This is a genomic window from Microcoleus sp. S36a_B3 (assembly GCF_036700745.1).
In the GTDB taxonomy this organism is placed as follows: Bacteria; Cyanobacteriota; Cyanobacteriia; order Cyanobacteriales; family Microcoleaceae; genus Microcoleus.
In genome coordinates this window covers 1-13,746 of sequence record NZ_JAUBPN010000039.1, presented here as the reverse complement: position 1 = coordinate 13,746, position 13,746 = coordinate 1, and the positions used below count along the sequence as shown (strand labels likewise).

Genomic DNA, 13,746 nt, shown 5'->3' with positions numbered 1-13,746 from the left:
TATTCAGTAAACAAGATTGAATTAATTGGTTTTCAAGAGTTGAAATTATCTGCGTCCATGGGCGTTTATCTACCTGACATCTGCGGTTTGCCCATCAATCAAATATCTATGCAATAAGTCTAGTAAAAAACAATATGATCAGCTATCTCAAAGGCACTGTCGCCAATATCTCCAAAGGCAGCAACCGCGTCATTTTGACTCTCGAAGTCAATCAAGTTGGCTATGAAATCCAAATTTTACCCCGCGTGACGGGTCAATTGCCAGCTTCCGGCGAAATCGCCCAAATATTTACTCACCAGCAAGTTAAGGAAGACCAAATCGTATTATACGGTTTTGGTAGCGCGGCAGAACGCGATTTGTTTAGGCAGTTGACGAGTGTTAGCGGTGTTGGTGCTCAACTGGCGATCGCCCTTTTGGATACTTTAGGAATGCAAGATTTAGTCCAGGCGATCGTCGGCGGAAACACCCGCATCCTCGCCAAAACCCCCGGAGTGGGTACAAAAACCGCCGAACGCCTCGCCTTGGAACTCAAAAGCAAACTCTCGGAATGGAGACAGGAAGCAGGTTTGACAACTTCTGTCGCCGCCGGAGTCCCCGCAGCTATTCAAGAAGAAGTCGAGATGATCCTGCTGGCGATGGGATACACTGGGGCGGAAGTCTTGCAAGCCTTGCAAACCCTCAGTCAAGACAGCAATTTGTCCAACAAAGGTAATGCGGATGATTGGATACGCGAGGCGATCAGCTATTTAAGCCGATAACTAAATCAGTTGGCGACAAGCAGCCGCCACTTCGCTGTAGCGGAATTGACTTCCCCCCAAGGGGATTTAAACTCGCCCGATCGCCCGGTCAACCCTTGCCGCCAAAAAATCAACCCCCACCGTTCTCGATCTGTGATAAGATCCCAGATTGTGACATCGTACAAAAAAACATAAAATCAATTCATGCCACTTACACAACAGCGCAAACTAGAAATCATGGGCGATTACCAAACCCATGAAACTGATACCGGATCGGCAGATGTCCAAGTCGCCATGCTGACCGATCGCATCAGCAAACTCAGCGCCCACCTGAAAATCAACCAAAAAGACTTCGCCTCCCGGCGCGGTTTAATGATGATGATCGGCCGTCGCAAGCGCCTCCTAGCCTACATCCAAAAAGGAAGCGTTGAACGCTACAAAGCATTGATTGCCCGTCTAGGCATTCGCGGCTAAACATCAAAGCCAAAATTTGCGACAATATTCAAGAATCTTGGACAAAAACCAAGACCTATTGAATAAATGTTCGAGAATTCAGGTTAGAGATAAAATATGTCCTCCGAACCACCCCGCCAGCGCTTACCGTTTGAACCGGTCACAAATCGTAAAAAAACGCCTAAAAAGCCCCCAGAACCTGAAACAAATGCAGCCTTAGAGTCAAATGTTGCCGACAAGCAGCCTCCAGCTAACAAAACACGAAAACAGGCGCAATCCATCCCAGAAGCAGTCAGCAAACGCATGATATCGCGCATAGCGGTATTTTGCGGCATACCGACCATTCTGGGAATTTCCACATTTTTTGTGAGTTATTTGATAGTCAGCAAAGGCTTGTTTGACTTGCCGAACACAGCAGTATTGCTGGTAAGCATGGGCTGTTTTGGTTTAGGCGTATTGGGATTGAGCTACGGACTCCTCTCAGCTTCCTGGGATGAAGAAACTTCAGGAAGCACTCTGGGGTGGGAAGAATTCACTACCAATTTTGGACGGATGCGAGAAGCATGGCGCGCCGCTAAACCAAAAAGTTAAAAATCATTAGTCAGTAGTCATTAGTCATTAGTCAGCAGTCATTAGTCATCAGTCAGCAGTCATTAGTCATTAGCATTTTGTAGGGGCGGGTTTAGAAGAGGATATATGATACAAGTGACTAAAAAAATTGCAAAATCCGCCCTCTGAGTCATCAGTCATCAGTAATTTAGCTAACAGACAAAATCACCAAAATTTCAAAGGTTTTTAGTAAAAACTTCAGTTTCTTCTAGGTAAAATTGCCAGCAAAGACTTTAGTCATTACTATAAACAGGTTGTTATAATAGATTTGGGCAATTGCTAACTGAGAAATGATGACAGGTGAAAGAATCTAGATGAATGCAGAATTAAAATTACATCAGTTTTTCTTCGTGCATCCGTGCCATAATCCGTGTTGAGCGCAACAGACCAAGGGAAAAAAATATGATTATTGTCATGAAAGTCGGCACTCCAGCAGCCGAGATCGATCGACTAGACGAAGAACTCCGCACTAACTGGGGTTTGATACCAGAAAAAATCGTTGGGCGTTACAAAGTCGTCATGGGTTTGGTAGGCGACACCGCAGAGCTCGAAGCGATGCAACTGCGCGAAATGAGCACTTGGATTGAAGAAGTGCTGCGGGTAGAAAAACCCTACAAACGCGCTTCTCTGGAATACCGCCAAGGTGAACCCAGCGGAGTCGCGATTGCTACTCCCTTGGGAACTGTGACGATCGGCTTAAATCACCCGATCGCAGTCGTAGCAGGCCCTTGCTCGGTCGAAAACGAAGAAATGATTGTCGAGACGGCGATGCGTGTCAAAGCTGCTGGCGCTCAATTTTTGCGCGGTGGAGCCTACAAACCGAGAACCTCTCCCTACGCTTTCCAAGGACACGGCGAGAGTGCTTTGGGACTGCTGGCGGCGGCGCGGGAAGCTAGCGGTTTGGGAATTATTACCGAAGTTATGGATGCGGCGGACTTAAGTGCGATCGTAGAAGTAGCCGACGTGATCCAAGTCGGAGCCCGAAATATGCAGAATTTCTCGCTGTTGAAGAAAGTCGGAGCTCAAGACAAACCAATTTTGCTGAAGCGCGGCATTTCCGCCACGATTGAAGAATGGTTGATGGCTGCCGAGTATATCATGGCTGCGGGCAATCCGAACGTGATTTTGTGCGAGCGCGGCATTCGCGGGTATGACAGGCAGTATACGCGGAATACGCTGGATTTGTCGGCGGTTCCAGTGCTGCGAACCCTGACTCACTTACCGATTATGGTTGATCCGAGTCACGGGACTGGTTGGGCGCAGTTTGTACCTTCGATGGCCTTTGCGTCGATCGCCTCTGGTACTGATTCGCTGATGATTGAAGTGCACCCGAATCCCAAAAAAGCTTTGTCTGACGGGCCGCAATCTTTAACACCGGATCAGTTCGACAACTTGATGGAAGAATTGGCGGTGATTGGTAAAGTCATGAAACGTTGGCCGCAGCCGGTGCCAGTTTTGGCGTAGAAAGATCGGTAATCAGTCACTAGGATTTAGCCTCGGCGGATCCCCCCTAACCCCCCTAAAAAAGGGGGGAATAAGAAATTGATCAAAGTCCCCCTTCTTAAGGGGGATTTAGGGGGATCTCCGGGGAATGAACAGTTTTAACCCAAGCGTATTGGGTTAAATCCCCGACTTCTTTAAGAAGTCGGGGATTTTGTTATTCGGTTTTTGGAAGAGAGGCCCAGGGGCGATCGTACTTCTAGGAAAGTTGGGAAATTTTGTATAATAGATATATGAATTAATTAGCGAGAGGGCTAGGAGTCATGGTAGGCATCGGAACCAAACTCACTTTAGCAGAATTTCTAGCTTTGCCCGACGGAGATATATATTGTGAGTTTGTCGATGGTGAAGCAGTTCCTAAAGTGTCTCCAAAATTTTTTCATTCCAGTTTACAGGGAGCTTTGTGTCGCCTGATTCGTGTATGGTGTAAAGGACGCGGGCGAGTGCTTCCAGAATGGGCGATTTTGTTAAAACGTCAGGGTAAAGATTGGGCACCTGTTCCCGATTTAACGTACATTTCTTATGCGCGTCTGCCGAAAAGTTGGCGGCGAAATGAAGCTTGTCCGGCAATTCCTGAACTGGCGATCGAGATCATCTCTCCCGATCAAAGTATGAAGGAATTTGAAGAGAAGGCGAAAGATTATTTGGCGGCGGGCGTTCCGCGAGTTTGGGTGATAGATCCAGAAGCTATTTTAATCAGAAGCTTTTTACCCGATGGTTCAAGTCAAGTTTATACGGATAATACACCGATTGTGGATGAGTTGCTGCCTGGTTTGGAGTTGACGACTCGGCAGATTTTTCAAGAAGCGGAATTGATTGATTGAGGGCGATCGTACTCTGTGCAAGATATCAGTCGTATGGTGCGTGACAACGGGAAAACTTTAACTCGTGGCGGTGGGACTATTGACTGTAACGCACCGCGACAAAACCATAGTATTTACAAGGTACGATGTTTTTTTTTGCTTACCTGTTACTCATTGAATTAGCGATCGCTCTGATTTAAAATAGCCTCAATTTGATTTTGTACTTGTTCGAGTTCCCGACGTTTCTCAGCCAGCCAAACTTTTTGGGCTTCGCATTCTGCTCGATCTCGATCGCACTTTTCCTGCTGTTCTAATAAATTCTCCCACAGCGACATTGCTTGCACGATCGCACCGCTAGCTGCTTCATTTCGCTCGTCAAATACTGCTTTAATTCTTTCTTTTATCTTCTCAAGAATCGACTCCTTAGATTCCTTAAATTTCTGCAACCCTAACTTACAAACTTTTTGCTTGATCTGAGAGTGAATTCCATCTACATCTAGCATCCCCAGCCCAAACGATCCACCTGATGCAGCAGCTAACCCTGCTAAAATAACTGGAATGATACCAACTCCTGCAAACGCCAGCAATGCAGCCGCGACGGCTCCACCAATACCTAAACCACCCAAAAAACCTCCAGCACCTCCAATATCTGAGTTGATTGATGAAGCGATATCTAGTCCATCGATACCAATTCCACCCAGATTTCTTGCGGCGAAGTTATTGAATTGAGTAACAAGGCTAGTGCTAAGTTGCAGATCCAACTGTTGAAAATCTTGTCGAATTGCAGAAATCTCTTCATTAATTTTGCTGTCTAAAATTGCTATTTTTTGTGTCAATATAAACGGCAATTTTTTGGCGCTCCAGTCATCAATCTCTTGTGTTAGTTCCTTCACAAATTGATTGGCATAATCTTGGATCAAGTGGTTTTGGCTCAAAATCTGATTGTGCTCTGAAGTCCATTCCTTACTTTTGGTAGCCATGCGATCGTCCAATCCTTCTTGCCACTCATGAAAAGACCGATCGACTTCCTTAGAAGATTGTTTTCTCAGTTCTCCTGCTAATAGTCTAATCTTAACATCGCGGCCGCTTGCTTCCGCCATCTGTTCAAATATTTTCTGTTTATCTCCTTGAGAAACTGTCAAATTTCCTTCTAACATTTCCCTATATTGACTCAATTTATCGCAGCCAGTATTAATAATTTGCTTAATTCCGGCTGCGGATTGGTTAAGTGCGATCGCGCCCCGTTTTTCTATCAAAAACTGTTCGAGAGATTTGGTGAAATCCTGAAAAGATTTCACATACTCATTTTCCGTCCCATCCAAAATAGCATTAAGTGCTGATTTAGCCGAAATAAAATGAATCCGGTTTTTACCAGCAATAATTGGTTTTTCCCCATAAACAATTGTTTCTACCCTTTCTTTTACATCCTGGCGATCCTCTTCACTCTCCAGCCAATCGAAAAAATTCACTGCAATAAAAATGTTTCTTGCACCTTCATCTTCTTTACCGTAATTCAATTCTTTTTTCAAGTACAAAAGCAGTTCTTTTTCTGTATTTGTTAAAACATTGTGAGCCTGAGTCAAAAAAATAACTGCATCAGCCGTTTTCAGGACTTGCTGAGTCGCCACTGCACGTTCCGCTTTTTCGTTCAATCCGGGAGTATCAATAATTTCTACGCCATTGCTGCACAACTCTAGTCCGGGATGCTCAAAAACGATTTCTGCCATTCCCAATTTGTCTTTTTCATCTGCAATAGAACCAGAAGCTGCCTTTTTAGAAATAGAAGCTTTCTCTTGATATTCTTCCGGCGAAATCTCTTCCTTATATCCATTTTTGTAGTGACAAATAACCCGGCGCTTCGATCCATATTTCAAAATAGTCACCGTACCGCTACAAGGAGTAGCCCGCACTGGTTGGATCTTCTCGCCCAGCAAAGCATTGAGTAAAGTAGATTTGCCTTTACTAAACTCGCCTACAACAGCCACACGAAACCGCTGAGATTGTAATTTTAGAGATTCTTTTGTTACTTCTTCTATTAAAGTAGGAGATAGCACGTTGCGATCGCTTCCATCTTGCAGAGTTAAATATAGTTTTCCACAAACAGCATCCAGTTGTTGTCGGTACAGTTGAAATTTTTTCAACTCCTGATAGGACGAAACTGACTGATTTTGATTTGTTTTGTGTTTCGGTTTTGCTGGTAAATGTCCGATAATGTGACTGGCAGCACGGACAAACATAGAATCGAGAGATTGAAATTGTGCTGGATCGAGTAACCTGTGCACTTCTGCTAAAGCTGCTGTATCTGCGATCGCTTGATTGCTAAAACTAGCTGCTAAAACTGCCAAGTATCGAGAGTCAATTTCCAGTGTGTTACCGATAAGTATTAAATACTCTTTTTCGCTATCGTCCATTGTCCCATCTGCTGCCGACATCTGATAGCCAAAACTAATCAGCAGCAGTTTGTCCTCCTCAGAAAAACACGCTGTCAGCGCCAACAACTCCTGCATTTTTTTGTAAACTTGCTGTTCCCGCACGCCCTTAACCATCGGCACTACCAATGGGCCAAAACTGCTGTTAGGGGGAATAAGTTCCGTCAAAGTTGCCCGGAATCGCTGCGTTTCCTCAGCACTTACCGTACCGTCAGCATGAATGACTCCCAGCAACACCGTCACCAGCCCCCCCAGAAAAAGCACAGGCGGAGTAATATCTTCTTTTCGGAGTTTTTGCCCTGTCAGCAGCGAAACAAGCTCAATTGTTTGGGGACTAATTAACGAATTATTCATTGGCAGCGCCTAATAATATTTCTTTTATTAAATGGATCATAATAGATCAGTTGTTGTGTTGGTTTATACCAGGGTAAAAATTTATGATGAACTTTGTATTTCCCGCAGCGGTACAGGCTGCGATCGAGGCTGGCAAGTATGTACAAGTTTTTACATCTGCCGGAGTGCCGATCGGCATGGCGAGGGATGCAGCGACGGGACAGTTTGTGGCTCATGCGGTTGGCGCGATCGTCAACAATAGCCCGCTAGCGCCCTTAGTGTTGCCCGTGCAGCTTGTCATGAGTGGCTTGCAGATGTACCAAAACTATAAGGGCGTTGAAGCCGTCAAAGCTGATTTGGAGGTGCAGAGGCAGCAAATTCACATGGGCTTTCAAGCCGTCCAAGCCAGTATGGGAGTGCTGCAAGCGACAACAGCCGTCATTGGTGTGGGAGTTGCGGCTGGGGTAGCTTTGTCAGCGGTGAATTTGCACCAAACATTGAAACTAAAAAAAGCAGTAGAAAGGCTGGAAGTTAAAGTAGAAAATGGTTTCATCAATTTAGAACAACTTGTGAAAGGCCAAGGCGCGGAAATTAAGCAATTAATTTCGGAAGTTGTTGCAGATATAAAATTTGAGAACCACCGTTTAGTTTTAGTGCGGGCTTACGGGTTATTTAATCAAGCAATTCAACGAATGCGATCGGCTTTGCAACTGCAAGATATCAACCGCCGCAATGCTGAAATTGATGCGGCGCGGGGGATGCTGTTTGAAGCTTTAGCAGATTACAGAAATCCGCATTTGTTGGCAGAAACCTGTGCGGCGGGACAGTTGCGGCGGTTAGAGTGCAGTTGGGCGATCGAGCAAAGTATTATCGGCACGTATCAGGTGCAGAATGAATTTGGTGCTGCGGGCGATCGCATTTCTCAACTTCAACAACAAATCCGTCAAGATGGCCTCGGTATTATACAATGCTGTGACTCCGACGAAGAGCTTGACTTTCTCTTTCCTGAAATCACGCGAATTCACAATCATGATTTAGCCGCCTTAGACATTTGGCTGAATCAGATTGAATGGACGAAAGCTTTGCCGCCCAGTGAATTTGAAGAGCTACAAAGTGCTGATTTCAGCAAATCAAACTTAGCTGTTATTGAAGATAAAAAATCAGCAACAACAGCGTTAGCAATACCAGATGAACAGTTATTTTATGAGAATTTGAGGCCGAAGTCTCATTTTTATGCGCTTTACACTCAACTGGAATTTATGCTCGATCCGCAGCAACGAAAAGAGCATGAAAATTATATTATTGAGCAAGGGGAAATAGCTGGTCATAAAAGTTTAGTAGCGTCGAATTTGGAAAAAGCCTCAGATTTGGCTGTTGCTAATCTCTTTCACTACTTCAGAGTCCGGGATAAATCGGAAGACGAATCAGAATTAAATTCTGATGCAACTACGACTGATACTGCTACTCCTAACGTTGTTGCTGAATCTTACCCAAATGATAAGGTTAAGCAGCAAATCTATGAAAAACTTAAAGCGGTTGTTGCCAATCAGCTAGAAGTTGATGCAAGTAAAGTCACCATCAACGCTAATTTTGCCAAGGATTTAGGAGCCGATTCTCTTGATGCAGTAGAGCTCATTATGGCGATTGAGGAGGAATTCGACATTGAAATTCCCGATGAAGCTGCGGAGAAAATAGAAACAGTTCAACAGGCTGTTGATTATATTTACCAAAAAGTTGCTGTTTAAAAAGCAAAGACAGTAACTAAGTTCAAATTCCTGAAACAGAAGAAAGCACTAGAAAAGACTTCAAGGTTTCATGTAATACCAACTCAGCAGAGCGATCGGTGTAGGGACACGGCATTGCCGTGTCCCTACCAGGAACTCAGGCACAGCGGAAAACAAATACTGCGCGATCCCGGTAATTCTTAATCCAACAATCATCAAAAAAAATGAAGTCTAAATCAGTTACGCAAATCAGCGGTCTTCCCGGTCAATTAGTCGGTGCAGTTCCACTCCGAACCAGCGGTACAGGAACTATTAAAATAGTTGGAGACACCTTACAAGGAAATTTTACTTCATTTTTTGGCTTAGAAATCAAAGAAATTATCATTCCGATTCAAAATGTCAAAGCTGTTGAAATTGGGGAAGGCTGTACTTGGTGGCTGCTCGGACTGGGAATTTTGACCCTGGGGATCTTCTTTATTGGTATTATTTTCATTGTGTTGGCTTTTGTTGTAAAACAGCGTTATATTGTTATTTACACGAGTAGCAATAATTTAATTCTGTTTTATTCAAAAAGTGATAAAATTAACCAGTTTAGGAACGAAATAATAGAAGCTTGCCGTCCTAAACCGAGCTATATTCCCCGACCTTCTCAGTCTCCACCTGCACCGCCTTCTTTGCCAAAATGATTGATAGTTGGCTAAAGTCATGAACCAGTGAATTGGTATGAATACCCTTTTTGCGCTCGTGACTGTAATTCGCTCTCAAAAATTCTTTTGGCTCTTGAGAGTGGACAATTAAACAAGTCTAAATATCAAGCCCGACAAAAAGTTGATTTACTTTATTAAACATCTATTCAAATTTTGAGAAAGATTGAGCTCTTGATTTAGCATAGTAAGTGAGGAAGAACCTAAAAATCCGATTAACAGGCGGTAAATGTCTGTTAAACATCGCCAAACAACCTTGAATTAGCGCCAATTGTCTAATACAAAAACCTCCGATCGATTGTAACCGGGCTCGTTTGGCCTGTGCATTACTACACCTGTACTTTCTGTGCGAAAATGCCGATCGACCATTTTACCATAGGCCACATCATGGCTCGTATTCACTCCAGCCATCAGACGCAACATTTTTTCACTCGCCCCAAACGCTTCACAGACATCCAGCAACTGTTCAAATCGATCGCCTGCGCCAACACCCGATCGCACAACTCCAAATTTGACATAACATACATTAGAACCAGCTTCGCTACCCGCACCGCAATGACAAACAGCAAATCCCGCCAAACCCTTGTCATCCCACAATAAAACCGTATCGCCCAAATTTTGAGCCTCAACCGCTAAAATCTCCCGCGATAAATCCAGCCCTGCATAAATACCATCCGTCAATTCATAACATTCTTTCAGACAGTGCGATCGCTCCTGTGAATTTAATTCAGAATATTTTATTACCGAAAAATCCCGCTCCACAAACTGAATTGTTTTTGCCATAATGAAAGTCAAAAAACGCGGGTAAAACCCGAATTTATGATAAAGCCCCTGGTGTTTTGGACTGTTGGGAAAAGTAAATAACCCCGCCTGTCGTGTCCCCCATTCCGAGAATTTCCCGATCGCACATTCAATCAAACCTTGAGCAACACCTTGATTCCAGAAGTCAGGATGAACACTCAGCGGCCCAAAAAAACCCACACTCCCCCAACAAACAGCTATATTCGAGCCAACTAGCTGCCCGTCAACCTCCGCTGCGAAAGCCGCCGTGCGATCGACTAACCATCGCGTTTGAACATAGTTCGCATCACCACCAAAATCCGTCGGTTGAGCCAATCCAATAAAAGTACCAAAAGCCAGTCGAAAAATATGTTCAGCCGCCGCCAACTCATTTTCTTGAAGCAGTCGAATAGAGATATTCATTGTGTGCGATATCCGTTAACAAAGCGAACAATCATGCAATTATACATATTAAACGTCTTGCATAAATATTTAATTTAGCTTAAAACCGCCCGCTAATTGTTGCGGCAAATTCCGCACTACCAACCAATCCAAAACCTGTCAATCCACCGTATACGATATAGAACCCATTTGATATCTATTGTGCGTAAATCTCAGAAACCGGGTTTCTCTCTATATTTCTCGTCACCCAACCAAAAACTCCTAGAAACCCGGTTTATCGCCCCTTGCGTAAATCTCAGAAATCAGTTTCTCTCTATATTTCTCGTCACCCAACCCAAAAACTCAAAGATATCAAATGGGTTCTATAAGTCACAATCAAATGACTCCGTAATGTTCCACTGTTGGAAAAGGATCGTAAAAGTGATGCAATAAAGAACGCCACTTTTGATAATCTGGCGATTCTCGAAATCCCACAGTATGGTCTTCCAATTTCTGCCATCGCACCAGCAGAATATAGCGATTTCTAATCTCGATACACCGTTGCAGCTCGTGCGAAATATACCCCGGCATAGAAGAAATAATAGCTGAAGCTATTTTGAAAGCAATTTCAAATTCAGCAGCCATATTAGGTTTAACATCAAGAATAGCAACTTCTAATATCATAGGTTTAATCAGGCGATCGCCAATTTGCTGCTTTTCGATCGATTTCTTGAATAAACTCATCTTTTCCATCCATGTACCCCTGAATGTTATCCTGGTAAGTGTTTGCGAGTTTTCTTTTAAGTTCGCTGTATTGCTGCGCGTCTTCAGGATGGGAAATCATATAATCTCGAAACGCTAAGTGGCGATATATCTGTGCTGAGTTCACTTCAAACGTGTGAATGTGGTGCGTTCTAATCCCTAGTTCATTACTTTTACGAAAAAAACGGCGGCCCGGTATCCCAAACTCACCCATTGCTTCATAACCTAATGCCTCAACTCCCGAACTCTGTGCATCGACTTTCATAATATCTTTGACCTCAACTAGCATATCGATAATCGGCTTTGCATAAATTTGTGGAATGGCTGTGCTACCGATGTGATGTATAGCGATCGCATTTTCGGCAAGTGCAAGTGCAATCTGTTTCGACTCAGTTTCAAAAGCGTCTTGCCAACTTGGATCGTGGGGGACGACTTCTACTTTGAAAAAATCTAGTTTTATTGACATGACTGATAATTATTTGCGACTTTTGTGATTTCAGATGAGTTGACGATCGCATTTAACCGACACTGATTTTATCATTACTCATTTACCGGCTGCGCGCAAAACTCTTAAACATACGGATAACGGGGAAAAACTGACTGTTTGGGAGCGAAATTTCAAATCGATCGCCTTTTGTGTAAAGTTGCTCTCCCGCCAGCGTCGCGACAGGGAAAGCCCGACAAAGGAGTAGGCCAATAAAGAAGAGCGCCACCTCAAGCTTTGAGCGAACCCAAATTTCTTTTCCTCCCGCTTCTTGCAACTTTGTGGCAGGCTATGATTGACAGTTGCGAGCTTTTAACAATCTAAATGCCAAACACAACTACAATAATTTCCAGCCTGCTGATATTTATCCCAGTTTCCATCGCCGGACACTTTCTCGGCTGGGAATCCTCCACAATCTTCATTACATCAGCCCTAGCCATCATCCCCCTAGCCGCCTGGATGGGTACGGCTACCGAAGAAATCGCCGTCGTACTCGGCTCAAATTTGGGGGGTTTGCTCAACGCCACCTTCGGAAATGCCACAGAATTGATCATCGGCATCGTCGCCCTCAACGCCGGATTAATAGATGTTGTCAAAGCCAGCATCACCGGTTCAATTATGAGCAACCTGCTGCTAGTGATGGGACTTGCAATGCTGCTAGGTGGCTTGCGCTACAAAGAACAAGAATTTCAGCCGACAGTCGCCCGGTTGAACGCTTCAGCGATGAACTTAGCCGTGATTGCCATTTTGGTGCCGACGGCAGTTAATGCCACCTCTATTGGCATTCCAGAGGCAACTATGCAGAACCTCTCTAGCGCTGTGGCTGTAATCCTGATTGTCGTCTACGTGCTGACACTGCTGTTTTCGATGAAAACCCACACTTATCTCTACGATGCTGGCGTGGCAGAAGTAGAAATGCTCGAAGAATTAGCCGAAAGTAACTTAGCACCAGACAGTCCCGACCACAAGGTCAATCTGCCGCTGTGGATTGGTGTGCTGTTGGCCTGTACTCTCATGGTAGCGATCGAGTCAGAATTGCTGGTGGGTACCCTAGAAGAAGCTACCGCCACTTTGGGGCTGACATCACTGTTTACCGGGGTGATTTTAGTGCCGATTATTGGCAATGCGGCCGAACACACGACGGCGGTGACGGTGGCGATGAAAAATAAAATGGATTTGTCGGTTTCTGTAGCCGTGGGTTCGAGCTTGCAAATTGCTTTGTTTGTTGCGCCAGTGTTGGTTTTGGCAGGTTTTGTCTTGGGCAAACCGATGGACTTGAACTTCAACCCGTTTGAACTTGTAGCGGTTGCGGTGTCGGTGCTGATCGCCAATTCTATCAGTTCTGACGGCAACTCTAACTGGCTCGAAGGTACTTTGCTCTTGGCAGCTTATGCGGTTTTGGCACTGGCCTTCTACTTCCATCCGGTAATCGAGGGACTTGTTTAACAGGCTTTCTCGTGCCGAAGGAAGATCCAAGATGCAAGAAGGAAGATGGTGGATTTTCCAACTCTCCCCCACTCTCCCACTCAAAAGCCTCTCGGTTTTCCAGTATTTTTTTGACGACTTGCCAGCGTCCTCTTCGATGGAGTATATAATCTCTCGAAGAGGACGCTGGCACTACAGATGCTTGGGCGCTCGATGTTCCCCGGACGCTCTGCTTGCAGGACTTCTTTTTTTTTTGAAAGTGGTCGTGGCGATCGTACAATTGAAATATAGCTGCCGTAAGTTCTAGAAAAAGATTGGATTCGCACTCGCGATCGAGACTTTAACTTTAGTCCGTCTGCTTGGCTCGATCGACCCTTCTGGACTTCAATCAGCAAGTGCTGATGAGTGTTGTACTAGGTGTGCTACGATCGTCACAAGTTGAAAATTGAGTATAACGGTAAAAACTTAATTAGGTTGTTGAGTGCAGTCATGCCTAACGGTGTTGCCCCCTGGGAAAGCTCGCACTCGAACAAAAACCGAACTAGTTGACACTCCTCGACCTGAAGGTACGAGGATTCTTGGTTCACCGAGACCACTTAAACTAGATTCCTTGCAGTCTCTA

At 44.6% G+C, this 13,746-nt stretch carries 12 protein-coding genes; 8 read left to right on the top strand and 4 right to left on the bottom strand.

What is annotated here, in order from left to right; translation table 11 throughout:
• Positions 1 to 134: 134 nt before the first annotated feature.
• The 5 genes from ruvA (at position 135) to QUA01_RS25010 (ending at position 4,123) form a co-directional block, all read left to right on the top strand.
• Positions 135 to 758: a Holliday junction branch migration protein RuvA gene (gene ruvA / locus QUA01_RS25030; RefSeq protein WP_194067110.1), complete on the top strand. Its 624-nt coding sequence runs from the start codon at positions 135 to 137 to the stop codon at positions 756 to 758.
• Positions 759 to 941: 183 nt separating this feature from the next.
• Complete coding sequence (rpsO, locus tag QUA01_RS25025; protein ID WP_194012436.1) at positions 942 to 1,211, top strand: 30S ribosomal protein S15; 270 nt, start codon at positions 942 to 944, stop codon at positions 1,209 to 1,211.
• 96 nt (positions 1,212 to 1,307) lie between these two features.
• On the top strand, positions 1,308 to 1,781 hold the full coding sequence (locus QUA01_RS25020) for a PAM68 family protein (protein WP_333093132.1): 474 nt from the start codon (positions 1,308 to 1,310) through the stop codon (positions 1,779 to 1,781).
• Between the two features lie 420 nt (positions 1,782 to 2,201).
• Positions 2,202 to 3,263, top strand: coding sequence for a 3-deoxy-7-phosphoheptulonate synthase (gene aroF, locus QUA01_RS25015; protein WP_194067112.1), 1,062 nt, complete (start codon positions 2,202 to 2,204; stop codon positions 3,261 to 3,263).
• A 299-nt stretch (positions 3,264 to 3,562) separates the two neighbouring features.
• Positions 3,563 to 4,123, top strand: a complete 561-nt coding sequence (locus tag QUA01_RS25010) for a Uma2 family endonuclease (protein WP_333093131.1) — start codon at positions 3,563 to 3,565, stop codon at positions 4,121 to 4,123.
• Positions 4,124 to 4,281: 158 nt separating this feature from the next.
• Here the strand turns inward: QUA01_RS25010 and QUA01_RS25005 are convergent, their stop codons facing one another.
• Complete coding sequence (locus QUA01_RS25005) at positions 4,282 to 6,885, bottom strand: dynamin family protein (RefSeq protein WP_333093130.1); 2,604 nt, start codon at positions 6,883 to 6,885, stop codon at positions 4,282 to 4,284.
• A 1,493-nt stretch (positions 6,886 to 8,378) separates the two neighbouring features.
• Between QUA01_RS25005 and acpP the strand changes: the two genes are divergently transcribed.
• Together acpP and QUA01_RS24995 are read left to right on the top strand one after the other, a co-directional pair.
• On the top strand, positions 8,379 to 8,609 hold the full coding sequence (gene acpP, locus QUA01_RS25000) for an acyl carrier protein (RefSeq protein ID WP_333093147.1): 231 nt from the start codon (positions 8,379 to 8,381) through the stop codon (positions 8,607 to 8,609).
• 203 nt (positions 8,610 to 8,812) lie between these two features.
• Complete coding sequence (locus QUA01_RS24995) at positions 8,813 to 9,274, top strand: hypothetical protein (RefSeq protein WP_333093129.1); 462 nt, start codon at positions 8,813 to 8,815, stop codon at positions 9,272 to 9,274.
• Positions 9,275 to 9,553: 279 nt separating this feature from the next.
• Here QUA01_RS24995 and QUA01_RS24990 read toward each other — a convergent pair whose 3' ends face one another.
• The 3 genes from QUA01_RS24990 to QUA01_RS24980 form a co-directional block, all read right to left on the bottom strand.
• Positions 9,554 to 10,495: a GNAT family N-acetyltransferase gene (locus QUA01_RS24990; RefSeq protein ID WP_333093128.1), complete on the bottom strand. Its 942-nt coding sequence runs from the start codon at positions 10,493 to 10,495 to the stop codon at positions 9,554 to 9,556.
• A 354-nt stretch (positions 10,496 to 10,849) separates the two neighbouring features.
• Positions 10,850 to 11,197: an antibiotic biosynthesis monooxygenase family protein gene (locus tag QUA01_RS24985; protein ID WP_333093127.1), complete on the bottom strand. Its 348-nt coding sequence runs from the start codon at positions 11,195 to 11,197 to the stop codon at positions 10,850 to 10,852.
• On the bottom strand, positions 11,142 to 11,681 hold the full coding sequence (locus QUA01_RS24980) for a GrpB family protein (RefSeq protein WP_333093126.1): 540 nt from the start codon (positions 11,679 to 11,681) through the stop codon (positions 11,142 to 11,144). The genes QUA01_RS24985 and QUA01_RS24980 overlap by 56 nt, the downstream gene beginning before the upstream one ends.
• 342 nt (positions 11,682 to 12,023) lie before the next feature.
• Between QUA01_RS24980 and cax the strand changes: the two genes are divergently transcribed.
• Entirely contained in the window at positions 12,024 to 13,145 is a 1,122-nt protein-coding gene (cax, locus tag QUA01_RS24975) for a calcium/proton exchanger (RefSeq protein ID WP_333093125.1), read from the top strand.
• Positions 13,146 to 13,746 lie beyond the last annotated feature (601 nt).

Coding starts and splice junctions, on each gene's coding strand:
- ruvA (WP_194067110.1), top strand. CDS start 135: ATGATCAGCTATCTCAAAGGCACTGTCGCCAATATCTCCAAAGGCAGC.
- rpsO (WP_194012436.1), top strand. CDS start 942: ATGCCACTTACACAACAGCGCAAACTAGAAATCATGGGCGATTACCAA.
- QUA01_RS25020 (WP_333093132.1), top strand. CDS start 1,308: ATGTCCTCCGAACCACCCCGCCAGCGCTTACCGTTTGAACCGGTCACA.
- aroF (WP_194067112.1), top strand. CDS start 2,202: ATGATTATTGTCATGAAAGTCGGCACTCCAGCAGCCGAGATCGATCGA.
- QUA01_RS25010 (WP_333093131.1), top strand. CDS start 3,563: ATGGTAGGCATCGGAACCAAACTCACTTTAGCAGAATTTCTAGCTTTG.
- QUA01_RS25005 (WP_333093130.1), bottom strand. CDS start 6,885: ATGAATAATTCGTTAATTAGTCCCCAAACAATTGAGCTTGTTTCGCTG.
- QUA01_RS24995 (WP_333093129.1), top strand. CDS start 8,813: ATGAAGTCTAAATCAGTTACGCAAATCAGCGGTCTTCCCGGTCAATTA.
- QUA01_RS24990 (WP_333093128.1), bottom strand. CDS start 10,495: ATGAATATCTCTATTCGACTGCTTCAAGAAAATGAGTTGGCGGCGGCT.
- QUA01_RS24985 (WP_333093127.1), bottom strand. CDS start 11,197: ATGAGTTTATTCAAGAAATCGATCGAAAAGCAGCAAATTGGCGATCGC.
- QUA01_RS24980 (WP_333093126.1), bottom strand. CDS start 11,681: ATGTCAATAAAACTAGATTTTTTCAAAGTAGAAGTCGTCCCCCACGAT.
- cax (WP_333093125.1), top strand. CDS start 12,024: ATGCCAAACACAACTACAATAATTTCCAGCCTGCTGATATTTATCCCA.